The organism is Streptomyces apricus, from assembly GCF_008369065.1.
Classification (GTDB): Bacteria; Actinomycetota; Actinomycetes; order Streptomycetales; family Streptomycetaceae; genus Streptomyces; species Streptomyces apricus.
This window is the reverse complement of sequence record NZ_VDFC01000046.1, coordinates 983,278-1,005,453: the sequence shown is the minus strand read 5'-3', so window position 1 is coordinate 1,005,453 and position 22,176 is coordinate 983,278. Positions and strand designations below refer to the sequence as shown.

24 protein-coding genes are annotated in these 22,176 nt (G+C 72.9%); 13 read left to right on the top strand and 11 right to left on the bottom strand.

The annotated features are described in order from the left end of the window. Nucleotides 1-170: 170 nt before the first annotated feature. Nucleotides 171-356 carry a peptidoglycan-binding domain-containing protein gene (locus tag FGF04_RS41245; RefSeq protein WP_235882474.1) on the bottom strand — a complete coding sequence of 62 codons (186 nt, stop codon included), beginning with the start codon at nt 354-356 and terminating at the stop codon, nt 171-173. A gap of 73 nt (nt 357-429) precedes the next feature. On the opposite strand from FGF04_RS41245, the gene FGF04_RS41240 reads away from it, so the two are divergent. From FGF04_RS41240 to FGF04_RS42095, 4 genes are all read left to right on the top strand, one after another. Next, a complete protein-coding gene (locus FGF04_RS41240) occupies nt 430-978 on the top strand; it encodes a hypothetical protein (RefSeq protein ID WP_235882473.1) in 549 nt (182 codons plus the stop codon). A gap of 350 nt (nt 979-1,328) precedes the next feature. Continuing rightward, complete coding sequence (locus FGF04_RS24660; RefSeq protein WP_149513444.1) at nt 1,329-3,449, top strand: MDR family MFS transporter; 2,121 nt, start codon at nt 1,329-1,331, stop codon at nt 3,447-3,449. Between the two features lie 114 nt (nt 3,450-3,563). Next, nucleotides 3,564-4,238, top strand: coding sequence for a hypothetical protein (locus FGF04_RS24655; protein WP_149513443.1), 675 nt, complete (start codon nt 3,564-3,566; stop codon nt 4,236-4,238). 5 nt (nt 4,239-4,243) lie between these two features. Next, the gene (locus FGF04_RS42095; RefSeq protein ID WP_408055655.1) at nt 4,244-5,077 is read left to right on the top strand and encodes a hypothetical protein; all 834 of its coding nucleotides are present in this window, start codon (nt 4,244-4,246) and stop codon (nt 5,075-5,077) included. Nucleotides 5,078-5,274: 197 nt separating this feature from the next. Here the strand turns inward: FGF04_RS42095 and FGF04_RS24645 are convergent, their stop codons facing one another. Next, nucleotides 5,275-5,679, bottom strand: a complete 405-nt coding sequence (locus FGF04_RS24645; RefSeq protein WP_149513442.1) for a DnaJ family domain-containing protein — start codon at nt 5,677-5,679, stop codon at nt 5,275-5,277. Between the two features lie 169 nt (nt 5,680-5,848). Between FGF04_RS24645 and FGF04_RS24640 the strand changes: the two genes are divergently transcribed. Further along, nucleotides 5,849-6,244: a hypothetical protein gene (locus tag FGF04_RS24640; protein WP_149513441.1), complete on the top strand. Its 396-nt coding sequence runs from the start codon at nt 5,849-5,851 to the stop codon at nt 6,242-6,244. Between the two features lie 103 nt (nt 6,245-6,347). On the opposite strand, the gene FGF04_RS24635 is transcribed toward FGF04_RS24640, so the two are convergent. Continuing rightward, nucleotides 6,348-7,019 (bottom strand): O-methyltransferase, encoded by a 672-nt coding sequence (locus FGF04_RS24635; RefSeq protein ID WP_149513440.1) that lies wholly within the window; start codon nt 7,017-7,019, stop codon nt 6,348-6,350. A 320-nt stretch (nt 7,020-7,339) separates the two neighbouring features. Here FGF04_RS24635 and FGF04_RS24630 point away from each other — a divergent pair, with 320 nt between their 5' ends. After that, entirely contained in the window at nt 7,340-9,493 is a 2,154-nt protein-coding gene (locus FGF04_RS24630; RefSeq protein ID WP_149513439.1) for a bifunctional glycosyltransferase 87/phosphatase PAP2 family protein, read from the top strand. On the opposite strand, the gene FGF04_RS24625 is transcribed toward FGF04_RS24630, so the two are convergent. Continuing rightward, nucleotides 9,447-11,144 (bottom strand): hypothetical protein, encoded by a 1,698-nt coding sequence (locus FGF04_RS24625; protein WP_235882472.1) that lies wholly within the window; start codon nt 11,142-11,144, stop codon nt 9,447-9,449. The genes FGF04_RS24630 and FGF04_RS24625 overlap by 47 nt on opposite strands. Nucleotides 11,145-11,259: 115 nt before the next feature. Then, a complete protein-coding gene (locus tag FGF04_RS24620; protein ID WP_149513831.1) occupies nt 11,260-12,504 on the bottom strand; it encodes a cytochrome P450 in 1,245 nt (414 codons plus the stop codon). 290 nt (nt 12,505-12,794) lie between these two features. Between FGF04_RS24620 and FGF04_RS24615 the strand changes: the two genes are divergently transcribed. Further along, entirely contained in the window at nt 12,795-13,964 is a 1,170-nt protein-coding gene (locus tag FGF04_RS24615; protein ID WP_149513438.1) for a steroid 3-ketoacyl-CoA thiolase, read from the top strand. A 39-nt stretch (nt 13,965-14,003) separates the two neighbouring features. Here the strand turns inward: FGF04_RS24615 and FGF04_RS24610 are convergent, their stop codons facing one another. Next, nucleotides 14,004-14,708, bottom strand: coding sequence for a glycosyltransferase family protein (locus FGF04_RS24610; protein ID WP_223146401.1), 705 nt, complete (start codon nt 14,706-14,708; stop codon nt 14,004-14,006). A gap of 239 nt (nt 14,709-14,947) precedes the next feature. Here FGF04_RS24610 and FGF04_RS24605 point away from each other — a divergent pair, with 239 nt between their 5' ends. Together FGF04_RS24605 and FGF04_RS24600 are read left to right on the top strand one after the other, a co-directional pair. After that, nucleotides 14,948-16,153: a glycosyltransferase gene (locus FGF04_RS24605; RefSeq protein WP_149513437.1), complete on the top strand. Its 1,206-nt coding sequence runs from the start codon at nt 14,948-14,950 to the stop codon at nt 16,151-16,153. A gap of 64 nt (nt 16,154-16,217) precedes the next feature. Beyond that, nucleotides 16,218-16,649 carry a cupin domain-containing protein gene (locus FGF04_RS24600; protein WP_149513436.1) on the top strand — a complete coding sequence of 144 codons (432 nt, stop codon included), beginning with the start codon at nt 16,218-16,220 and terminating at the stop codon, nt 16,647-16,649. 57 nt (nt 16,650-16,706) lie between these two features. Here FGF04_RS24600 and FGF04_RS24595 read toward each other — a convergent pair whose 3' ends face one another. Then, nucleotides 16,707-17,372 (bottom strand): TetR/AcrR family transcriptional regulator, encoded by a 666-nt coding sequence (locus tag FGF04_RS24595; protein ID WP_149513435.1) that lies wholly within the window; start codon nt 17,370-17,372, stop codon nt 16,707-16,709. A 108-nt stretch (nt 17,373-17,480) separates the two neighbouring features. On the opposite strand from FGF04_RS24595, the gene FGF04_RS24590 reads away from it, so the two are divergent. Continuing rightward, nucleotides 17,481-18,428 carry an SDR family NAD(P)-dependent oxidoreductase gene (locus FGF04_RS24590; protein ID WP_149513434.1) on the top strand — a complete coding sequence of 316 codons (948 nt, stop codon included), beginning with the start codon at nt 17,481-17,483 and terminating at the stop codon, nt 18,426-18,428. Between the two features lie 138 nt (nt 18,429-18,566). On the opposite strand, the gene FGF04_RS24585 is transcribed toward FGF04_RS24590, so the two are convergent. Next, complete coding sequence (locus FGF04_RS24585; protein ID WP_149513433.1) at nt 18,567-19,316, bottom strand: SDR family oxidoreductase; 750 nt, start codon at nt 19,314-19,316, stop codon at nt 18,567-18,569. 83 nt (nt 19,317-19,399) lie between these two features. Between FGF04_RS24585 and FGF04_RS24580 the strand changes: the two genes are divergently transcribed. Together FGF04_RS24580 and FGF04_RS24575 are read left to right on the top strand one after the other, a co-directional pair. Beyond that, a complete protein-coding gene (locus FGF04_RS24580) occupies nt 19,400-19,750 on the top strand; it encodes a MerR family transcriptional regulator (protein WP_149513432.1) in 351 nt (116 codons plus the stop codon). Between the two features lie 89 nt (nt 19,751-19,839). Beyond that, nucleotides 19,840-20,160, top strand: coding sequence for a hypothetical protein (locus tag FGF04_RS24575; protein ID WP_149513431.1), 321 nt, complete (start codon nt 19,840-19,842; stop codon nt 20,158-20,160). Between the two features lie 36 nt (nt 20,161-20,196). On the opposite strand, the gene FGF04_RS24570 is transcribed toward FGF04_RS24575, so the two are convergent. Further along, nucleotides 20,197-20,481 (bottom strand): DUF397 domain-containing protein, encoded by a 285-nt coding sequence (locus tag FGF04_RS24570; protein ID WP_149513430.1) that lies wholly within the window; start codon nt 20,479-20,481, stop codon nt 20,197-20,199. Continuing rightward, nucleotides 20,441-21,289 (bottom strand): helix-turn-helix domain-containing protein, encoded by an 849-nt coding sequence (locus tag FGF04_RS24565; protein WP_149513429.1) that lies wholly within the window; start codon nt 21,287-21,289, stop codon nt 20,441-20,443. Before FGF04_RS24565 ends, FGF04_RS24570 begins: the two co-directional genes overlap by 41 nt. A gap of 98 nt (nt 21,290-21,387) precedes the next feature. On the opposite strand from FGF04_RS24565, the gene FGF04_RS24560 reads away from it, so the two are divergent. Further along, nucleotides 21,388-21,810, top strand: a complete 423-nt coding sequence (locus tag FGF04_RS24560) for an ATP-binding protein (RefSeq protein WP_235882471.1) — start codon at nt 21,388-21,390, stop codon at nt 21,808-21,810. 50 nt (nt 21,811-21,860) lie between these two features. Here FGF04_RS24560 and FGF04_RS40190 read toward each other — a convergent pair. Continuing rightward, a partial coding sequence (locus FGF04_RS40190) for a hypothetical protein (RefSeq protein WP_188114206.1) occupies nt 21,861-22,176 on the bottom strand: 316 nt, incomplete at its 5' end.

Below are 22,176 nucleotides of genomic sequence, written 5' to 3'. Positions count from 1 at the left end.
CCCCTGGGGGGTGGGGGCTGGTGGTCGTGTTCTCGTGCGGGTTGTCGGGGGCTGAGCGCGCAGTTCCCCGCGCCCCTAAAGAAGGGGCCCGCGCTTTTAGGGGCGCGGGGAACTGCGCGGCCAGCCCCCACCAAGCCGCACCTTGAAAATCTTCGTCAGCCGCGCAGCGCCTACGGCTTCGATGTTTCTGATTCCAGGCGTTCGCGGGTTTCCTGCGTGTACACGCCCTGGGCGTCCTTGATGCCCCGGGTGAGCTGGTACGTGCGTACCGCGTTCTCGGTCCGGTTGTCGTAGTCGCCGTCCGCCTCGCCCACGTACATCGCCAACTGCTTGAGCCGCAGTTGCAGTTCGACCACCTCCGGACCCTCGTCGCCGGGCCGCAGGACCGGCGGCTCGACCCGCTCCGTCGGGGTCGGGGACGGCTCGGCCGTGTTCGTCGGGTCCTCGGCCGGAGGCGCCCCCTTCGTCGCGGTCGCCCGGGACGACGCGGAGGCCGAGGCCGTCGACGAGTCCGAGGCCTCCGGCGCGGCACTCCCTTCGGTCGACGCGGACGCGGACCCGGAGGTGGACGGGGAGGGCGACCCGGACGGGGAGCCTGACCCCGACGGCGACGGCTCCGCCACGGACGCGTCCGGCACGCTCGCGCGCAGGTCGTCCGGGGTGGCGCTGCCGCGCGACGGCGACTCGTACGAGAACAGCCCGCTCGCGAACCCGGCCGCGGCCACCACCACCGCGGTGGCCCCCGCGCCCACGAGGACGAAGCGCCGGCGGCGGCTCCCGTTCCCGCCTTCGTCCTCGCTGTCGCTCTCCCTCTCCCTCTCAGGGAAGTCGGTGGGCCCGGACGGGGAGGCGGAGCGCTGGGCCGGGATCGAAGGGGCCGCGACCGCCGGGATCGGGACGGTCGAACCGTCCGCGCCCGGCTCCTGCGTGCCCCCGCCCGTCCCGGACCCCTCCGGCTGCACGGCCAGGTCCACGTAGGGGCGTATCCGCAGCGGGTCGAAGTCCTCCGCGGCGGCCGCCTCGGCGGTGCGGGTCTGCAGGAGCTCGTCCGCCGCTCTGCGCGCGCAGCCGCAGGTCGGAGAGCCTCCCGGCTCCCAAGGTGCCCCGCATTCAGGGCATATGTGACCGCTCCGGTCGCTCACGTGTGGATCCCTCCCCGTACGAACTCCAGCGATTATGCAGACCGCCTCCACACAATCTCCGGGTTACCCCCGGAATTGGCGACTCCTGGCCGGATTCAACAGGCCATAACAGGTCACACCGACCAGGATGGAGGGGGAACGGGATTCGGGATCACGGAACTGACGACTCCTGGCCGGGAGGTCCACATGGCCGAGGATGCGCGCGGCGGGGACGCCGCGGACGTACGGAAAGCGGACGTACGGAGCGCGGACACGCGGAGCGCGGACGCACGGGGCGCTGACGCAGGGAAGAGAACGGCCCGGGGCGCGGTCCTCGTCCCGATCGGGGCGCTGCTCCTCGGGATGCTGCTCGCCGCGCTCGACCAGACGATCGTGTCGACCGCGCTGCCGACCATCGTCAGCGACCTCGGCGGCCTCGACCACCTGTCGTGGGTCGTCACCGCCTACCTGCTGGCCTCCACGGCCGCCACCCCGCTCTGGGGCAAGCTCGGCGACCAGTACGGGCGCAAGAAGCTCTTCCAGATCGCCGTCGTGATCTTCCTGATCGGCTCGGCGCTGTGCGGCATGGCGCAGGACATGTCCCAGCTGATCGCCTTCCGCGCCCTCCAGGGCCTCGGCGGCGGCGGGCTCATCGTGCTGTCGATGGCGATCGTCGGCGACCTCGTCCCGCCCCGCGAACGAGGCCGCTACCAGGGCCTGTTCGGCGCCGTCTTCGGTGCGACCAGTGTCCTCGGACCGCTGCTCGGCGGGCTGTTCACGCAGCACCTGAGCTGGCGCTGGGTCTTCTACGTCAACCTCCCCGTCGGCGTCGTCGCGCTCGCCGTCATCGCCGCCGTCCTGCACGTCCCGGTCCGCTCCCGGCGGCACACGATCGACTACCTCGGTACGTTCCTGATCGCGGCCGTCGCCACCTGCCTGGTCCTCGTCGCCTCGCTGGGCGGCTCCACCTGGGCCTGGTCCTCGCCGCGGATCATCGGCCTCGCGGTCCTCGGCGCCGTCCTCGCCGTGGCGTTCGTGGCCGTCGAGCGCCGCGCCGCGGAACCGGTGCTCCCGCTGAAGCTGTTCCGCATCCGCACCTTCGTCCTCGCCGCGGTGATCAGCTTCGTCGTCGGCTTCGCGATGTTCGGCGCCATGACGTACCTGCCGACGTTCCTGCAGGTCGTCCACGGTGTGTCGCCCACCATGTCGGGTGTGCACATGCTGCCGATGGTGGCCGGGCTGCTGCTCTCCTCGACCGTCTCCGGGCAGATCGTCAGCCGCACGGGCCGCTGGAAGGTGTTCCCGGTCGCGGGCACCGCCGTGACGGCCCTCGGGCTGCTGCTCCTGCACCGGCTCGGCGCGGACAGCTCCACGGCCGCGATGAGCGGATCCTTCCTGGTGTTCGGCCTGGGACTCGGCCTGGTCATGCAGGTCCTCGTCCTGATCGTGCAGAACGCCGTCTCCTACGAGGACCTGGGCGTCGCGACCTCCGGCGCCACCTTCTTCCGCTCCATCGGCGCCTCGTTCGGCGTCGCCGTCTTCGGCTCGCTCTTCGCGAGCCGCCTGGCCGACAGACTGGGCGACGTCCTGCGCGGACGGGAGCTCCCGGCGGGCCTGGGCGCCGACGCGCTGAAGTCCGACCCGAAGATCATCTCCGAGCTGCCGGCCGCGCTCCGGCCGCCCGTCGTCGAGGCGTACGCCACCTCCATCACGGACGTCTTCCTGTACGCGGCCCCGGTCGCCCTGGTCGGTTTCGTGCTCGCCTGGTTCCTGCGCGAGGACACGCTGCGCGGCTCGGTGACGGCGCCGGACGCCACCCAGACCCTCGCCAGCAACCCCGTGGAGCGCTCCTCATACGACGAGGTCTGCCGGGCGCTGTCCGTGCTGGGCAGCCGGGAGGGGCGGCGGCAGGTCTACGAGAAGATCACCGCCCGCGCCGGGTACGACCTGCTGCCCGCCGCGAGCTGGCTGCTGCTGCGCGTCAGGCGCCACGGGTGGGCCGAACCCGCCGCGCTCGCCGAGCACAGCGGGGTGCCCCTGCAGGTCGTCATCACGGCCGCGCGGCAGGTGGAGGAGCGGCGTCTCGCCGTACGCGAGGGGCACGGCCTGCTCCTGACGGAGAAGGGCCGCGCGGTGGCCGACCGGCTGGCCGCCGCCCGGGAGGAGTCCCTCGCCGAACTGCTCGGCGACTGGTGGGGGCCGGACCGGCCGACCGACCTGATCCGTCTGGTGGCGGAGCTGAACGCCGAGTTGTGCGGTTCCGACGCCGAACAGCCTTACGAGGAAGCGGTGTCGGGGCCCGCCGGGCGGTCGCGGCGCACCGGGTGAGGTGACCGGGCCGGACCCGCGGACCGGATTGCGCGGCGCCCGTTTGCACGCCGGAGTCCGGGCAATCCGATCCGAAGAACCGGCCCACTGGGCCCAGAACCCGGAAGGCAATCCATGTCCACAGGCGTGATCATCGTTCTGATCGTGATCGCGGTGGCCCTTGTCGCCGCCGTGATCGCTCGGCAAGTGATGGCCCGCGGGGCGGGCGGCGGGCGTGGTCTGAAGAAGCGCTTCGGACCCGAGTACGACCGGGCGGTCGCCCGGCACGACGGCGACACCAAGGCCGCCGAGCGTGAGCTGGAGGAGCGGGTGCAGCGGCACGGTTCGCTGCGTGAGCAGCCGCTGGACCCCGCGGCGCGGGAGCGGTACGCGGTCCGCTGGACCGCGGTGCAGGAGCAGTTCGTTGACTCGCCGCGGGACGCCGTCGTCGAGGCGGACCGGCTGATCGCCGAGGTGGCGGGTGCGCGCGGGTTCCCGGCCGGTGACCGTTACGAGGAGCAGCTCTCCGCGCTGTCCGTGCACCACGCGCACCACGTGAACGGCTACCGGCGGGTTCACCTGGCCGCGCACGCGAACGGCGCCGCCGGCCGGCCCGACACCGAGGAGCTGCGTGAGGCGCTGGTCGAGGCCCGCGGCCTGTTCGAGAACCTGACCACCTCCGCCCGCGACGGCGAGGCGCGGCTGCGGAAGGACGAGGACGCGCCCGCGGGCACGTCCGCCGACGACCGCACCCGCGGCCGCTCGCATGCGCCGTGGGCGCTTAACCGGCGTCACGTGAAGGGGAGTTGAGACGCATGCCGGACAACATCGCAGGGCAGTCCCGGGACGGGCGGCAGCGGGACGGGCGAGAGGACCCGACGAGGACGCCCGGCACGGACCGGGCCGGTTCGGGCGCCCGGGACGGTGTCCTGGGCGGCCGCGACACGGCGCCGCAGGAGCGGATCCGCGACGGCCGTGACACGGCGCCGCAGGAGCGGATCCGCGACGGCCGTGACACGGCGCCGCAGGAGCGGATCCGCGACGGCCGTGACACGGCGCCGCAGGAGCGCGTCCGCGACGACCGGGACGGCCGGGACACGGTCGTCGACGGCGAGCCGGTGCCGGTGTCCCCGGGCCAGGGCGACCGGGGCGGTGCCCTGGGCGACCGGGAGACGGCGGCGCAGGAACGGGCCCGTGAGGGCCGCGACACGGTCGTCGACGGTCAGCCGGTGCCGGCCGGACCGGGTCCGGCCGGGCACGACCGCCCGTCGGCTCCGGGCGGCGCCACCGGCAAGGCCACGGGCGGCAGGACCGGTGCGTCCCGCGAGGGCCTCCTGGGCGCCGAGGCGCGGGTGACCGCCGGGACCCCGTCGGGCACCAGCGGGCGGCTCATGCCGCACGACGAGGGCGACAAGTGGTCGCTGCGGCTGCAGCACGCGGTCACCGGGTTCGTCGACGGGCCCAAGGGCTCGGTCGAGGAGGCGGACAAGGTGCTCCAGGAGGTGGCGGAGCGGTTCACCGACGCCGTCACCCAGCGCCGCCGCGCCCTGCGCACGTCCTGGCAGGGCGGCGAGAAGGCGGACACGGAGCAGCTGCGTCTGGCCCTGAAGGACTACCGCGAACTGGCCGAACGCCTGCTGAGGATCTGACCCCGGCCGCCGTCCCGCCGCACCCGCGTGCGCGACGGGTCGTACGACCCGTACGACCCGTACGACCCGCACGGCGCGCACGACCCGCACCGCGTATGAGGCCCCGCCCGGACGACATCCCGGGCGGGGCCTCATGCGTGCGCGGGCGCCCGGAATCGTTCGCCCGTAACCGTTCGGGCGGGGTCGGCCCGGTGGAGTCAGTCCGTGCGGGCCGCGTGCCACTCGCGGACGATCTCCTCCACGTCGTACGGCTTGAGGCCCAGGGGCGGGCCCGGCGGGGGCTTGAACATCATGTCGCGGATCTTGGCGTTGATCTCCGTGACGATCCGGCGCACCGCCCGCTCGGAGGGCGCCGCGGCGGCCGCCTTCAGGGCGTCCTCCGCCTCCTTGCGCAGGGCCAGGGTCGGCGGCAGCACCGACAGGCCCTCGCGGGCCATCTTCCGCTTGATCCACCACAGTTCGTCGTACGACGTGTCGAGGCCGTCCGGCAGCGGCTCGCCCGCGCCGGGGAGGTGGGCGAACTCCCCGCGGGCCTCCGCCTCGCGGATCTGCCGGTCGACCCAGGACTCGAAGCTGACGCCGGGTGGCTTTCGCTCGGTCATGTGTCCAGTGTGCCAAAGGGCACCCGGCGGTGGCCGGACGATATGTCACCGTGCCGGACGGTGCACGGCCCGGCGATCTATCATTCGGCGGCGACACGTCGCCGGGCGCCCACCGCGTACCGGCGCGGCACAATGGGACCGCGGGAACGCGCGGAACGAAGGAGCGCACGTGCTCGAACTGACCATGGCCACGGTGTCCGGGGCCGACGCCGGCGCGACGGCCGGGATGCAGATGGCGGACGCGCCGAGCGAGCCGGGCGCCGTGCTGCGGGTGGGGCGCGACCGGGGCGTGTGCCGCCTCGCGACGCCCGACGACTGGCTGTTCGTCTCGCGGGTCCACCTGGAGTTCCTGTGCGGGCCCGAGGGGACCTGGCAGGTGACCTGGCTGCGGGGCTCGCACGACGACCCCTCCTCCGAGGTGCGCTTCGCGCTGGTGGGCGACGCCCAGCAGGCCCTCCCGTACGGCGGGACGGCGAGGTTGCCCGAGGGCGGCGCGGGCGAGCTGGTCATCGTGGACCGCACGGGCCCGCGTAGCGTGAACGTGGGCTTCTACCTGGAGGACTGAGGCGGTTCCCCGCCCGGCCTCCGCCCCACGGCCGCCTCCGCCCCACGGCGTCCCTCCGCGGCCTCCGCCCCGTGGCGTCCCTGCGCGGCCTCCGCCGCGCCGCCTAGGGCAGCACCCGCGCCAGTGCGAACCCGTCGTACCCCTTCACCCCCACCGTCTGGATCGCCGTGGCGGTCAGCTTCGGGTGCGAGGCGAAGAGGTCCAGCGCCTCGCGGGTGCCGCGCACGCTCGGGTCCTGGCTGGTGGCGTCGGTGACGGCGCCCCCGCGCACGACGTTGTCGAGGATGATCAGGCTGCCCGGGCGGGTGAGCTCCAGCGCCCACTCCACGTACCGCGGGTTGTTCACCTTGTCCGCGTCGATGAAGACCAGGTCGAACGGGGCGGGCCGCTCGGCGGCCAGCTCCCGCAGGCCCTCCAGGGCCGGTCCCACCCGGACCTCGGTGACCTTGTCCAGGCCGGCCCGCGCGAGGTTGCGGCGGGCCACCTCGGCGTGCTGCTCGCTGTACTCGAAGGTGATCAGCCTGCCGTCCTCGGGCAGCGCGCGGGCCAGCCAGATGGTGCTGTAGCCGCCCAGCGTGCCGATCTCCAGGATGCGGCCCGCCCCCTGGACCGCGGCGAGCAGGTGCAGCAGCTTGCCCTGGTTGGGGGCGACGTTGATCGCCGGGAGGCCGGCGGCGTCGCTGTCGCGCAGCGCGTCGGTCAGGGCGGCGTCCGGCGGTGCGAGGAGTTCGGTGAAGTAGTCGTCCACGTCGTGCCAGAGCTGCGGCTCGGTCATGGGTCGGACCTTCCTTCTGTCTAGTTAGCTGAACTAAACACTTCCGTTGCCCGAATATAGCCGGTCACCCACGGATCGGGTGGTTGTATTCCCGTCACGGCCCCGCGTGGCGGCGCGGCAGGGGGCTCCTCCGGCCTTACAACACCTCCATCGGGACAAAAATCGGGAGGACGTCAGGTGAAGAGGGGGTTGCCCGCGTCTCACAACGGGGGCGGTGCGAGCCTCTTAGGGTTCGAAGAGGAAACAGGCGCACAAGACTCATGGGGCTCATCAGACCTCATGCGACACAGGGGACGAACGGGGCGGAGGTCCGACGGCGCGTGGCGAACGTGGAGCACGGTGGACGACCAGGTGAGGCCTTCGGGACGGGGCACGGAGCGGCGACGGCACGGCTGAGCCTGGTCCGCGCGGGGCTGTGGCTGATCGCCGCCGTCCTGGCGGTGAGACAGGTCGCCGCCGTCCTGCGCGCACCGGACAGCGAACGCCTGACCGACCTGGAGACCTGGGTCGGCCCCCAGGGCGTGCTGCACGTGAACGGCTCGCTCTACGACTCCACCCGGTTCACGGGCACCCCCTTCAGCGGCCTGGTCCTCAAACCCCTCACCAGGGCGGCCGAACAGGCCCTCGGCTGGGGCTGGACCTTCGGCACCCTGCTGCTGGTGGTCGCCCTGGGCCTGGTCGCCGCCCGCGCCCTGCCGCAGCCCGTGAGCCGCCGCACGGCCCTGTTGGCCGCGCCGGTCGCGGTCAGCCTGCTCATGCTGTCCCTGCCCGTGCGCAACACCCTGTACCTCGGCCAGACCAGCGTCATCCCGGTCCTGCTGGTGCTCCTCGGCTGCTTCGCCGTACGCGGGGAGCGGACGAGCGGGCTGCTCATCGGCCTCGCGGCCGCCCTGCAGCCGACCGTCCTGCTGTTCGCGCCCCTCCTGTGGTTCACCGGCCGCCGCCGGGCCGCCGTCTCCACCGGCCTCACCTTCGCCGCGGCCACCGCGCTCGCGTGGGCGGCGATGCCGCACGACTCGTACACCTACTGGGTGCACCACCTGGCCGGGGTCGGGCTCGGCGGGCGCGCCGACGACCTCGCCAACCAGTCCCTGCACGGGGCGCTGCTGCGGCTCGGTGTCGAGGGCCCGCTGGAGATCGCGCTCTTCCTGGTGCTGGCCGCCGCGGTCACCGTGCTCGGCCTGCGCCGCGCCGTGCGCTACGCCCGCGACGGGCAGCTGCTGCTCGCCGTCGCCGTCACCGGCTGCGTCGCCGTCGCGGTGGCGCCCACCACCTGGCAGCACCAGCTCCTGTGGGTCCTGCTCGCGATGGCGGGCCGCGTCGGCAGGAAGGCGGGCGACCGGTACGTGTGGCCGGTCGCCGTCGTCCTCGTGATGACCCTGCCGGCGAAGATGATGCTGCCGAACATGGCGTTCCTCTACCCGCTGCGCGACAACGTCGTCCTGCTCGCGGCCCTCGCCGCGGCGACCGCGGTCCCCTTCCTGTCCCGCACCTCCGAGCACTACCACGCACCGGTCCCGACGCGGTACGCGCGGCCGGTGCCCACGCGCTGGAAGCACGTCCCCCTGCTGCCGTTCCTGCGCCGGGTCCTCACCCGCCCGAACCTGCTCCTCGAACTGCTGCTGATCCGCGTCGGCTACTCCGCCTACCAGCAGGTCAGGCTCGCGGCGACCGGGGGCACCAACACCGGGGGCCGGGCCACCGCCGAGCGGCACGGCGAACAGATCCACTCGATCGAGCAGTTCCTCTTCATCGACATCGAGCACTGGGTCAACCACACCGTGGTCAAGGTGGGGTGGCTGGAGGACTTCTTCAACTTCTACTACACGTCGTTCCACTTCGTGGTCCCGCTGAGCGTCCTGGGCGTCCTGTACGCCCGCCGCCCCGCCGACTACCGCTGGGCGCGCTCGGCGCTCGGCTTCGCCACGCTGCTCGCGCTCGTCGGGTTCTGGCTCTACCCGCTGGCCCCGCCGCGGCTGATGCCCGGCCTCGGCTTCATCGACACCGTGCACGGCGTGCAGGACTTCTCCCAGCCGGACTACGGCACGCTGACCGCGCTGACCAACCAGTACGCGGCGATGCCCTCGCTGCACTTCGGCTGGTCGCTGTGGTGCGGGCTCGTCATCGCGATCCTGGCCCCCAGGTGGTGGATGAAGGTCCTCGGGCTGCTGCACCCGCTGTTCACGGTCTCCGCGATCGTGGCGACCGGCAACCACTGGGTGCTGGACGCGGTGGGCGGCGCGGCCGTCGTCGGCGCCGGCTTCGGCCTGACCTACCTGCTCCAGGGCCCCCGCCCCCGGGCCCTCACGCCACCGGTCACGGACGGACGGACCACCGGGGACGCGAAGACCGGAACAGCCGAGGAGACCGGAGCGGCCGGGGAGACCGGGGACGCGAAGACGGGGGCGACCGGGGCGGCCGGGCAGGTCAGCAGCGCGGAGCCGGCCCCGGCGAAGGGCCGTACCCCGAGCTGATCCGGTACTCGCCCGGCCCGGTCACCGTCAGCCGGGCGAACCCGTCGTCCTCGGTGAGGCAGCCGCCCTCCGCGTACAGCCAGGGGGAGAAGGCGACCCGGACGGTGACCGCGCCGGGGCGCGGGACGCGCACCACGACCTCGGCGCTGTCGGCCCGCACGACCGTGGCGGGCGGCGACACCAGGGGCACCGCGTCCCGCACCCGGTAGACCCGCCAGTTCGGGTCGCGCCACACCGGCTCCAGCCACGGCGTGCCGTTCCTGACCAGGCGCGCCTCGTCCTCGGCGAAGCCGTCCGGCTTCCCCTCGGGCAGGACGACGAAGCCGACCGCCCACCGGTCCAGCCAGGCCCGGTAGGTCTCCTCCGAGAACGTGCCGTCGTAGAAGAGCCGGCCGCGCTCCATGTCGAGCTGGCGGTTCCAGCCCCGGGCCAGGTTCACGTGCGGGGCCAGCGCGGTCGCCTCGCGGTGGTTGCGGGCCGGGACCACCTCGACCCGGGTGCGGTCGGCGCCGAGCCGGTCCAGGGCCGTCACGACGCCGGTGGTGTCGTGCGCCCAGGCCGGCACCACCGTGGACACCTCCAGGTCGTCGACGGTCTTCTTGCCGACCCAGCCCACGGAGAACACCAGCGCCATCGTCAGCGCCACGCGCCGCCGCCGGCGACTGCGCCACAGCACGGCCCCCTCGTCCCCGCTGCCGGTGCCGGCGACGGCGCGCCGCGGGGCGGCGGGCACCGCGAGCAGCGCGGCCAGCAAAGCGGCCGGCGCGAACAGCTCCGCGAGGCGCTCCACGTTCGTGCCCACCGGCGAGGGCACCAGGTAGGTGAGGACCGTCCCGGCCGCGTACACGACGGCACTCCAGCGCAGCACCCGCCAGCCGCGCGGGGCCAGCGTCAGCACGGCGACCCCGATCAGCACCGGGGGCCAGATCCGGGCGGCGGGCATCAACTGCTCGCCGGTGAAGGGGAAGAGCAGTGTCGTCGTGCCGACCACCACGACCGGGGGCGCGATCAGCGCGGCGGCCCGCGCCCGGTCCCGCACGAGGGCGTGGCCGGCGCCCGCGACGACCAGGAACAGGCCCGCCACCGGGCTCGCCATGGTCGCGAGGGCCGCGTACGCCACGGCCAGCGGTATGCGCCGCTCGCGGGTCAGCAGCACACAGGCCGCGAGCCCCAGCGCGACGCCGAGCGCGAACGTCGTACGCCCCGAGGCGACGTTGCACCACAGGGCGAGCGACGCGAGCAGCGCGGGGCCCAGGGGACGGCGTATCCCCGTGCGCACGATCAGGGCCGCGGCCAGCCAGGCGGCCAGCAGCCCGGCCGCCACGGTGACCGTCCGCACCCCGAAGGCGGCCATCAGATAGGGCGAGATCAGGCTGTAGTTGGCGGTGTGCATCCCGCCGTACCAGAAGAGGCTGTACGCCGAACCGCCGTGCCGGGACGCGAAGTCGGCCCAGGCCTCCTGCGCGGCGAGATCACCGCCGCCGGTGGCGAGGAAGAGCCACCACAGGACGTACAGCGGCACGGTCGGCAGCGTGGCGAGCAGCGGCACCCGGTGCCGCTGCAGACGGCGGCGCAGAACCGGTCGGAGGTCCCGCTTCCGGGAGCGTGCGGCGCTCTCGTACCGGACGGGGGACAGTTCGGCTGGGACCACGGCTCGGCGTTTCCGTTCGAAGTCTTCGAAGGTGTGATGTGTCTGTGCCACCTGTAAAGACGCTCGACGGATCGAAATCGTTCACCACCTGCCGCGGAGCCCGGCCGCATCCCGCTCAACCGGCTGTGACCTGCAGTTCCTTTATGCCGTTGAGCCAGGCCGAGCGCAGCCGGCGCGGGTCCCCGGCCAGCCGCACGCCGGGCATGGCGTCGGCGATCGCGTGGAAGATGAGGTCGATCTCCAGGGTGGCCAGGGACTTGCCGAGGCAGAAGTGCGGGCCGCCGCCCCCGAAGCCCAGGTGCGGGTTCGGGTCGCGCTCGATGTCGAAGACCCCGGGATCGTCGAAGACCTCCGGGTCGTTGTTGGCGGAGGAGTAGAAGAGGCCGAGGCGGTCGCCCTTGAGGATCCGCTTGCCGCCCAGTTCGGTGTCCCGGGTGGCCGTGCGCTGGAAGGCGACGATGGGGGAGGCCCACCGGACGATCTCCTCCGCGGCGGTCGCCGGGCGCTCCCGCTTGTAGAGGTCCCACTGGTCGGGGTGGGTGAGGAAGGCGTGCATGCCGTGCGTGATGGCGTTGCGGGTCGTCTCGTTGCCCGCGACGGCCAGCATCAGCACGAAGAAGCCGAACTCGTCGGAGGCCAGGTTGCCCTCGTCCTCGGCGGCCACCAGCGTGGTGACGATGTCCTCGGCGGGGCACTGCTTGCGGTCGGCCGACATGTTCATCGCGTAGGCGAGGATCTCGGTGGCGGCCTCCTGGCCGATCTCCTCGGTGATCGCGTACTCCGGGTCGTCGTACGCGATCATCTTGTTGGACCAGTCGAAGACCTTGGCGCGGTCGTCCTGCGGGATGCCGATGAGCTCGGCGATCGCCTGCAGCGGCAGCTCGCTGGCGACGCGGGTGACGAAGTCGAAGGAGCCGCCGGGACCGGCCTGTGCGAGCGCGTCCCCGACCACGCGGCCCGCGCGCGCGTGGAGGTTGTCCTCCAGGGCTCGGACGGCCCGCGGGGTGAAGCCGCGCTGGACGATCTGGCGGACCCGGGTGTGCTCGGGCGGGTCCATGTTGAGCAGGATCAGCCGCTGCGCGTCGATCGCGTCCCGCTCCATGTGCGGACCGAAGCGGATGATCGCGGTGTTGAGGGTGGAGGAGAACAGCTCGGGGTGCGTGGACACGTACTTGACGTCGGCGTGCCGGGTGACGGCCCAGTAGCCCTCGTCCTGGAAGCCCGCCAGGCCCGGCTGCTGGGGGATCCAGCGGACCGGTTCGGCCCGGCGCAGCTCGGCGAACTCCGGGAGGGGGACGCGGTGGTGCAGCAGGTCGGGATCGGTGGGGTCGAACCCGTCGGGCAGGGCCGGACAGGGCATCGGGGCCTCCAGGTCGTACGACGTCGGGTTCTGACGGCCCATCAGTAACCGGGAACTGCCGTGAAGGTAGTAACGGGTTCTACAAGAGGCAAGGGGTACGGCGACCCGAATTGCCGGGTGGCGCGGTGTGGATCGCGCCCCGCAGATCGCGCTTCGGGGGCTGCACGACCCTTGCGGTGACGGACGCCGGGTCAGCAGACTGCAAGCAGAACTAGAACGCGTACTAGTTCAGCGTGGCGGGTGGGCCGGGACGCCCGCGCCGCGCGGGTGACCCGAGGAGAGGACTCCCCATGGCCGCGGAACCCGTGATCGTCGAAGCCGTGCGCACCCCCATCGGCAGGCGCGGCGGCGCGCTCGCCAACCTGCACCCCGCCTACCTGCTGGGCGAGACCTACCGCGAACTCCTCGGCCGCACCGGCATCCACGCGGACTGCGTCGAGCAGATCGTCGGCGGCACGGTCACCCACGCCGGCGAGCAGTCCATGAACCCGGCGCGCACGGCCTGGCTGACCATGGGGCTGCCGTACGAGACGGCGGCGACCACGGTCGACTGCCAGTGCGGGTCCTCCCAGCAGGCCTCGCACATGGTCGCCAACATGGTCGCGGCGGGTGTGATCGACATCGGGATCTCCTGCGGGGCGGAGGCCATGTCGCGGGTGCCGCTGGGCTCCGGGTCCAAGCACGGGCCGGGCAAGCCGTTCCCCGACGAGGCCAACGTGGACCTGCCCAACCAGTTCGAGGCGGCGGAGCGGATCGCGCGCCACCGCGGCCTGACGCGTGAGGACGTGGACGCGCTGGGCCTCCTCTCGCAGGAGCGGGCGGCCGTCGCCTGGGCGGAGGAGCGCTTCAAGCGCGAGACGTTCGCCGTGCAGGTGCCGACCACGGAGGACGAACAGGGCGCCGGACAGGGCATGTGGCGGCTGGTCGACCGCGACGAGGGGCTGCGGGACACCTCGATGGAGGCCCTGGCGGGCCTGAAGCCGGTTATGCCGACGGCCGTCCACACCGCGGGCAACTCCTCCCAGATCTCCGACGGCGCCTGCGCCGTCCTGTGGGCGTCCAAGCGGATGGCGCGGGCGCTGAAGCTGCGCCCGCGCGCCCGGATCGTGGCGCAGGCGCTGGTCGGCTGCGACCCGCACTTCCACCTCGACGGCCCGGTCGACGCGACGAAGGCCGTCCTGGGCAAGGCCGGCATGACCCTCAAGGACATCGACCTCGTCGAGGTCAACGAGGCCTTCGCGTCGGTGGTGCTGAGCTGGGCGCAGGTCTTCGGGCAGGACCTGGAGAAGGTGAACGTGAACGGGGGCGCGATCGCGCTGGGCCACCCGGTGGGGGCCACGGGGGCCCGCCTCATCACCACCGCACTGCACGAACTGGAGCGCACGGACAAGGAGTTCGCGCTGATCACGATGTGCGCGGGCGGGGCGCTGTCGACGGGGACGATCATCCAGCGGCTGTAGGGGCACCGTCCGGCGGCTGCGGGGACGCCCGCCGGGGGGTCAGCCCGCCACCGTGTTGTAGTTGGTGATCCCCTCCACCAGGACGGCCGCCGCGCCGGGCAGGGGGCTGTCCGCCCCCTTGGCCACCACGTCCGGCAGCCGGTGCGCGTTCTCCTCGGAGACCGCCACCATGCCCCAGAACGCGTTGTACGCCGAGGGGTCGGCCGGCTTGTCGACGGCCGCCGCGACCGTCCTGGCGCCGTCGCTCCCCACCAGGGCCAGGGCGCCCATCTGCCGCAGCGTGTCGGGGTCGCGCTCCTCGGCGGCCACCACGCTCCAGCCCGCCGTCTCCGTGTGCCGCAGGGCGGTGAGCAGGCTGTTGGAGCTGCCCGCACCCGTGACAACGATGTCCGGCAGCACGAGGGCCACCGGGCCGTGCGTCATCGGCAGGGCGGAGCGGACCGCGCCGTCGAGTTCCGGCTGCTCCGACTGGTCCTGGTAGACGAAGACGATCTGGAGGGTCTTGGCGTAGCGCGCCAGATAGCTCACCGTGTCCAGCTTGTGCGTCTCGAACACGACGACCAGACGCACCGCGAGCCCGCTCCGGGCCAGCTCGACGACAGCTTCCAGGCTGCGGTCCAGCACGGTGACCCCGGGGGCCAGACAGTGCAGTTCCTTCGAGTAGGGCGCACCGAAGCGGGTGCCGAACCCGGCGCAGGGCAGGACCACCGACACGTCGGGGACGGGCACGGACGAAGGATGCATGCGATCCCCTTCGGGGTGCGTGGGCGAGCGGGAGCCCCGAGGGCCCGCCGGAGATCACCGTAGCCACTGGGGACGGCCCGCGCGAGAGGGCAAATCGCCCTCCGCCGAACGGTGTTCGGGTGATCGTGGATCACTGCCGCGCCCCGTACGAGGCGTCGTACACTGCTGCCGCGCACCCGCCGGGGCGGACGCGTCGCAGTCGACGGCACAGTCGGTGACGGGACGAAAGAGGTTGCGGAATGCGGGTGTTGCTGTCCACGTACGGCACGCGGGGCGACGTCGAACCGCTGGTCGCGCTCGCGGTGCGGCTGCGGGAACGCGGCGTCGAGGTGCGCATGTGCGCCCCGCCCGACGAGGAGTTCGCGCGGCGGCTGGCCGGTCTCGGCGTGGACCTGGTGCCGGTCGGGCCGCCGGTGAAGGAGCTGATGGGCGAGACGGGCGTACCGTCGGCCGAGGAGCTGGCCCGCTACCGTGCCGAGATGCTCGACGCGCAGTTCGAGGCCTTCCCCGCGGCGGCCGACGGGTGCGACGCGCTGGTCGCGGCCGGGCTGGCGCAGATCGCCGCGCGGTCGGTGGCCGAGGCCGCCGACATCCGTTACGTGTACGTGTGTTACGCCGCGGTCAACCTGCCGTCGCCGCACCACGCGCCGCCGCCGCGGCCGGGCTGGCCGGAGCCGGAGGCGGACGACAACCTGGCGCTGTGGGAGCTGGACGCCCGGAGCGTGGACGCGCAGTTCCGCGAGCCGCTCAACGGCCACCGGGCCACGCTCGGCCTGCCCCCGGTGGACCACGTCCGCGACCACGTCTACAGCCACCGGCCGTGGCTGGCGGCAGACCCGGTCCTGGGGGCGTGGCGCGAGGTCCCGGGCCTGGACGTGACCCAGACCGGCGCGTGGTTCCTGCCGGACGAACGCCCGCTCCCCGCCGACCTGTCGGCGTTCCTGGACGCCGGCMCCCCGCCGGTCTACGTGGGCTTCGGCAGCATCACCCCGGCGCCGGACATCGCCCGCAGGACCGTGGAGGCGATCCGGGCCCAGGGCCGCCGCGTACTCGTCTCGCGCGGCTGGGCCGGCCTGGAGCTGGCCGACGGCCGCGACGACTGCTTCGCCGTCGGCGAGGTCAGCCACCAGACCCTGTTCCCCCGGGTGGCCGCGGTGGTGCACCACGGCGGCGCCGGCACGACGGTGACGGCCGCCCGGGCGGGCGCGCCGCAGGTGGTGGTGCCCCTGCGGCTGGCGGACAACCCGTACTGGGCGGGCCGGGTGGCGGCCCTGGACCTCGGCGCGGCGCTCGACGGCCCGACCCTGAGCGACGACGCCCTGGACCTCGCGGTCAAGACGGCCCTGGCCCCGGAGACCCGGGCGCGGGCACAGGCGCTGGGCGCCCGGGTCCGCACGGACGGGGCGGCGGTGGCGGCGCGCCTGCTGCACGAGTCCCTCGGGTGAGCGCTCGGTGAACGGGCCCGCCCCGGAACCGACTCCGCATCCGGCTGCGCTAGCGTGCGGACGCATGGACGACGGCGTGGACGATGCGAAGGGCCCGGACGGCGCGGACGGCGCGGACGGCGTGTACGTGGGCAACGCGGGCAAGGACGCGGCACTGGACCGGGGCTGGCTGCTCGGGCACTTCAGGGAGCCCGGCGATCCCCGCCACAGCGAGGCCCTGGAGGTGAAGTGGGGCGTCCACCCGCGCGGTGAGCGCCGGGCGCAGTGGGTGGAGGGCGAGGTGCGCACGGCCCTCCTGGTCCTCGTCTCGGGCCGCTTCCGCATGGAGTTCCCGGGCCGCAGCGTGCTGCTGGAGGAACAGGGCGACTACGTCGTCTGGGGCAAGGGGGTGGACCACTCCTGGGTCGCGGAGGACGAGTCGGTGGTGCTGACGGTGCGGTGGCCCTCGGTGCCCGGGTACGCGGTGCCGGGGGAGAGCGAGCAGACGGCGCCGTAGCGGGAGCGAGGTCTCCCGGAACGTACGACCGCGGAGGGCGGTGCCCGGCGACGCGGGTCAGCCGCGGGGCAGCACGCCCAGGAGGGTGGCGTTCAGGGACAGCTTCAGGGCGTCCTCCAGCTGCAGGTGGAAGCGGGCCAGCTCGGGCTCTGCCCGGTAGGCCGCCTGCAGGCTGGGCGGGGGCGTGCTGTACGCCGACAGCGCGCCGGCCAGGACCATGGTCTGCAGGCTGAACAGGATGGCGTCCTCGCCCAGTTCCGGCAGGTACTTCCGGATCAGGCCGCTCATGGTCGTCAGGCGGTCCAGGGAGGCGCGCTTGTAACGCGTCACGACCTCGACGGAGACGTTGTGCTCCAGGACGCTGCCCTGTGCGCCGAAGAGGTCGCACAGCACCACCCGGCCGGAGAGCGAGCGGCTGAGGATCCCGGCCACCGCCGTCGCCCGCCCGGCCATGGGGAGGTCCTCGTCGACGCCGGCGGCCAGCTCGCCCGCCAGCTCCGTCAGCCATTCCTGCAGGAAGCGGTCCAGCAGCTCCAGCAGCACCGCCTCACGGGACTCGAAGTAGCGCAGCACGTTCGGCTTCGCCAGGCCCACCCGACGGCTGAGCTCGTTCAGGGTGACTGCGGCGACGGGCATCTCGTTCAGCATGGCCGACGCCGTGTCGAGGATCGCCCGGCGACGGATCTCCCGCTGCTCTTCGGTTCGCGCCCGCTGGAACGTCACGATCACCAGCCTAGCTTAGGTACCTCCGGTACGTTGACAACGTACCGGGAGTACTTTAACGTCGACGGCACAAGGTACCTCCGGTACTTAACGAGGCGGGAGCCTGGCATGAGTGAGAAGTGGACGACGGCGGACATTCCGGACCGGCGCGGGCGGGTGGCCGTGGTGACCGGGGCCAACACCGGACTGGGGTACGAGACCGCCAGGGCGCTCGCCGGGCGCGGGGCGTCCGTGGTGCTCGCCGTGCGCGACGTGGCGAAGGGCGAGCAGGCCGCGGCCCGCATGAGCGGCGACGTGAGCGTGCAGGCGCTGGACCTGACCTCGCTCGACTCCGTCCGGACCGCGGCGGCGGCGCTGCGGTCCCGGTTCGACCGGCTCGACCTGCTGATCAACAACGCCGGTGTGATGTACACCCCGAAGCGGACCACCCGGGACGGCTTCGAGATGCAGTTCGGCACCAACCACCTCGGCCACTTCGCGCTCACCGGACTGCTGCTGGACCTGATGCTGCCGGTGCCCGGGTCACGCGTCGTGACGGTCAGCAGCACCGGCCACCGCATCCGGGCCGCGATCCACTTCGACGACCTGCAGTGGGAGCGGTCGTACAGTCGCGTCGGCGCCTACGGCCAGTCCAAGCTGGCCAACCTGATGTTCACCTACGAGCTGCAGCGCCGGCTCGCCGCGCACGGCACCACCGTCGCGCTGGCCGCGCACCCCGGCCTGTCCAGCACCGAGCTCGCCCGCAACACCCCCGCCGGCCTCCGGCTCCCCCTCACCTGGCTCGCGCCGCTGATCACCCAGACGCCGGCGATGGGCGCGCTGCCGACCCTGCGCGCCGCCACCGACCCCGCCGCGCTCGGCGGCCAGTACTACGGCCCCGGCGGACGCGGCGAGGTCAAGGGCCACCCCCGGCTGGTCACGTCCAGCGCGCAGTCGTACGACGCGGCTGTCCAGCAGCGGCTGTGGACCGTCTCCGAGGACCTCACCGGGGTGACGTTCCCCGTCGCCCGGCCCGAGCGGAATCCGCTTCCCTCGGTGCCGGCCGTCACGAAGTAGTCCGCGCGGGTGGGAGGCGCGGGTGGGAGGCGCCGGCCCGGCGCCCTTCCCCGGGACCCGCGCTCGCGCCCGGCGATCCGGGCCGGGGCGGTCGATCCGGGCCGGGGCGGTCGATCCGGGCCGGGGTGGTCGATCCGGTCAGATGACGCCCGCCCGGATCTCGTCGTGCAGCCGGACCGGGTCCTTTGCCAGTGACTTCTTGACGTGCGCGCTCCAGGCGTCGGCGATCACCTCGGCCGCCCCCGCCTCGATCCCGTCCAGAGCGGCCCTGACGGTGGCGGCCGGGTCCCCCTTGGGTCCGTCGTAACCGGCGCTGAAGTCGGTGTCGACGGCTCCCAGGTGCAGCCCGGTCACGAGCGTGTCCCGGTCGGCGAGCTCCATCCGCAGGCCGTTCGTCAGCGCCCACTGGGCCGCCTTGCTCGCGTGGTAGCCGTTGTTGCCCGGGGAGGCGTGCCAGGACTGCGCGGACAGCACGTTGAGGATCGTCCCGCCCCCGTTGGCCGCGAGCACCGGGGCGAACGCCCGTACGACGGCCAGGGCGCCCCAGAAGTTCGTCTCCATCTCCGCGCGCAGGGCCGCCGGGTCGGCGGTGAGGAGGCCGGTGAAGTGGGTGACCCCGGCGTTGTTCACCAGGAGCGTCACGTCGGCCGCGGTCCCGGCCGCCGCCCGGACCCCGTCGCCGTCCGTGATGTCCAGCCGCAGCGGTACGAGGCCGGGGAGGCCGCCCGGATCGACCGACTCCGGACGCCTGGCGGCCGCGTACACGCGTGCCGCGCCGCGCTCCAGGAGCTGCCGGGCGAAGTGGCGGCCCAGCCCTCGGTTGGCGCCGGTCACGAGCGCGACGGCGCCCTCGATACGGGTGGTGCGGTTCGTGTTCGGTGTGCTCATGTCCCGTACGCTAGAACCTGCCGTTGACGTCAGGTTCAAGTCCTGGGCCGGGGTTCCGGCGGCAAAGGCGGGAAGAGGGGCACATGCGCATCGGAGAGGTCGCCCGGCGCTCCGGGGTGAGCGTCCGCGCGCTGCGCTACTACGAGGAGCAGGGGCTCCTCACGCCGGTACGCCGCAGCCCCGGCGGGCAGCGCGAGTACGCCGAGGGCGCCGTCGACCGGGTCCGCGCCTTCCAGCAGCTCTACGCCGCGGGCCTGTCCAGCCGCCGCATCGCCGAACTGATCCCCTGCATGGACGCCGACACCACCACCGATCACCAGCGGGCCGTGCTCGACGCCGAACGCGTCCGCATCAGGGAGCAGATCGACGGGCTCACCGCCACGCTGGCCCGTCTCGACGGCATCATCGAGGCCGCGGACCGCCGCCGGGCCTGACCGCGCCGTCGCCGGACAGGGGACGGGCCGGCCGGGCAGGCGGTACCCGCTGTGGACATTCGCCGGCGAATTTTGACACGGTGACGGCCATGCCAACGCCCCGCCTGGCCTCGGCCACCGCCGCCTTCTACGTGACCCAGAGCCCGTTCTCCGACCCCGGGGACCTCGCTGCGCTGTACGCGGACCTGCCCGCCGATCCGCGCGAACTCGCCCGGACGGCGCGGGACTTGGCCCTCCACCGCCTGGAGGGCGACCTCTTCGCGTACGCCGTCCCGGAGGTGACGACCGGAGCGGTGCCTTTCGGTGCCGCGCGGCGGCTCTTCACGGAGAACGACGGGCTGCGGACGCCGAGGACGGTGACCACGCTGGCCCCGTTCAACGGCCCGAATCGGACGGTCCTCCGCGGCTGACCGCGGTGCGCCCTTCGCAAGGGCCCAAGAGCGGGCTCAAGCAGCCGCCGTCGCCGTCCAGTTGAGGAAGCTGGAGAAGGCGGCGGGGCCGAGGGTGAGGACGGGGCCCGTGGGGTTCTTGGAGTCGCGGATGGCGATGGAGGGGGTGGCGGTGGGTATGTCGGCGACCTCGACGCACGAGCCGCCCTGGTCGCCGCTGTACGTCGACTTGCGCCAGTCGAGGGGGCCGAGAGGGGTGCACTCGACGCACGAGCCGCCCGTGTCGCCGCTGTAACTCGACTTACGCCACCGGGTGCCGGTCGGGCGTGAGTTGGTTCCCATAACGCTCCTCCACCACGTGCCGGATCAATGCTGCCGTGTCCCTCACGGACAGGGCTGCAGCCTGCAGGTGATCGTAACGGAGCGATCGCGACTCAACCGCGTCAGGATTCGCTGTCGGATGCCCCGTTTCGTAGTCCTCGCTGTAGACGATCGTCGGATCGCCCGCAAAGTGGAAGACGTCGAATGCTCCCATCAGCCCTGCGTGGGCTCCCGCGTCGTACGGAAGCACCTGGATATTCACGCGAGGGTTCTTCTCGTGGGACAACAGCTTCAGCAGTTGCTCCCGCATGCCCTCACTGCCGCCGATCCTCTGGTAGAGCACGGCCTCACTCAACACGGCCCAGAACACGGGCGGTTTGGCTTTTTCGAAGATGTGCTGGCGCGCCATGCGTGCGGCGGTTCGGCTGTCCAGGTCGTCGTTGTTCACTGCGCTCAGTACGGCCTGGGCGTATGCCTTCGTCTGGAGCAGGCCATGCACCAGCTGAGGTTGGAAGATGTACATGGCCGACGCCCTCACCTCCAACTCCGCCACCTGTTGGAACCACGCCGGGAGTTGGCTGCGCATCACCAGGGTGACGAGTCGTGACAGCAACCCGCCCGTCCCCAGCGCCGCGTCCACCCGCTCGCTGAACTCCTGCGTGGGCAGCTTGCGGGCCGTCTCGATCTGGCCGACCAGCGAGCCCGTGTAGTTGACGATGTCGCCGAGCTGTTTCTGGGTCAGGCCGGCGGCCTCCCGGTGGCGGCGCAGCTCGAAGCCGTAGTAGTCGAGCGGCGATGCGCCCGGGTCGAGGACGTTGATGTGGGCCACGCGGAACCCCTCTCGCACGGTGGGCAACTGGGCCCACGGCGGGACCGGTTGTATCCGTCTGGTAGCCCAGGGTAGTCAGGCCAGGTCAGGCTTGTGACGTGAACTACTACATTCCCCCCACGCTCGCGGGCCCCGCGACCACCCGGTACCGCATGAGCCTCACCGTCGGCGAGCACTCGCCGCGGTACGTGCGCTGCATCGTCCGCTCGTACCTGTGCGAGTGGGGCATGCCGGAGCTCGCCGACGCCGTGGAGCTCGGCGTCGGCGAGCTGCTCGCCAACGTCGTACGCCATGTGCCGGACCGGCACTGCACGTTCCTGCTGCTGCGGCAGGGCGCGGGTGTCCGGGTGGAGGTCGCGGACGGGTCGCCGCGACTCCCCGTCACCCCCACCGACCCGTCACCCGACGCGGAGGGCGGCCGCGGGCTGGTCATCCTCGGCGCGGTGGCCGACAAGTGGGGCGTGGAGCCCAGGGCCGGGGGCGGCAAGACGGTGTGGTTCGAGTGCGGGCGGGAGAGCTGAGGCTGCCGACTCCGACCCGGGCCTCTGCCGTGCCGCCTGGCAGTCGGGGCTCAGTCGCCGTACGGGGCGCAGAGGCTGCGTACCTTCTCGTGGGCGGACTTCGCCTCCGCGCCCTTGACGTTGAAGGTCACCACGCGTTGCGCCACGGTCTGCAGGGCCTTGTCCAGGTCGTCGTAGCGGTCGTCCAGCGCGGCCGCGGACTTGGCCAGTGCGGCGGCGGCCTCCACCCGCTCGTACCGGGACTGGGAAATGCTCTTGGAATCGCTGAAGACCTCGCTCAGTTCCGGAACCCTGCGGAACGCCTGGCACGCACCCACCGCGTCGGCGCGGGCGTCGTCCGGGTCGGTGCCGGACGCCGAACTGTTC

Coding starts and splice junctions, on each gene's coding strand:
- FGF04_RS42095 (WP_408055655.1), top strand. CDS start 4,244: ATGCCGGACAACATCGCAGGGCAGTCCCGGGACGGGCGGCAGCGGGAC.
- FGF04_RS24635 (WP_149513440.1), bottom strand. CDS start 7,019: ATGACCGAGCCGCAGCTCTGGCACGACGTGGACGACTACTTCACCGAA.
- FGF04_RS24590 (WP_149513434.1), top strand. CDS start 17,481: ATGAGTGAGAAGTGGACGACGGCGGACATTCCGGACCGGCGCGGGCGG.
- FGF04_RS24615 (WP_149513438.1), top strand. CDS start 12,795: ATGGCCGCGGAACCCGTGATCGTCGAAGCCGTGCGCACCCCCATCGGC.
- FGF04_RS24655 (WP_149513443.1), top strand. CDS start 3,564: ATGTCCACAGGCGTGATCATCGTTCTGATCGTGATCGCGGTGGCCCTT.
- FGF04_RS24575 (WP_149513431.1), top strand. CDS start 19,840: ATGCCAACGCCCCGCCTGGCCTCGGCCACCGCCGCCTTCTACGTGACC.
- FGF04_RS24660 (WP_149513444.1), top strand. CDS start 1,329: ATGGCCGAGGATGCGCGCGGCGGGGACGCCGCGGACGTACGGAAAGCG.
- FGF04_RS24580 (WP_149513432.1), top strand. CDS start 19,400: ATGCGCATCGGAGAGGTCGCCCGGCGCTCCGGGGTGAGCGTCCGCGCG.
- FGF04_RS24620 (WP_149513831.1), bottom strand. CDS start 12,504: ATGCCCTGTCCGGCCCTGCCCGACGGGTTCGACCCCACCGATCCCGAC.
- FGF04_RS24600 (WP_149513436.1), top strand. CDS start 16,218: ATGGACGACGGCGTGGACGATGCGAAGGGCCCGGACGGCGCGGACGGC.
- FGF04_RS24645 (WP_149513442.1), bottom strand. CDS start 5,679: ATGACCGAGCGAAAGCCACCCGGCGTCAGCTTCGAGTCCTGGGTCGAC.
- FGF04_RS24585 (WP_149513433.1), bottom strand. CDS start 19,316: ATGAGCACACCGAACACGAACCGCACCACCCGTATCGAGGGCGCCGTC.
- FGF04_RS24570 (WP_149513430.1), bottom strand. CDS start 20,481: ATGGGAACCAACTCACGCCCGACCGGCACCCGGTGGCGTAAGTCGAGT.
- FGF04_RS24610 (WP_223146401.1), bottom strand. CDS start 14,708: ATGCATCCTTCGTCCGTGCCCGTCCCCGACGTGTCGGTGGTCCTGCCC.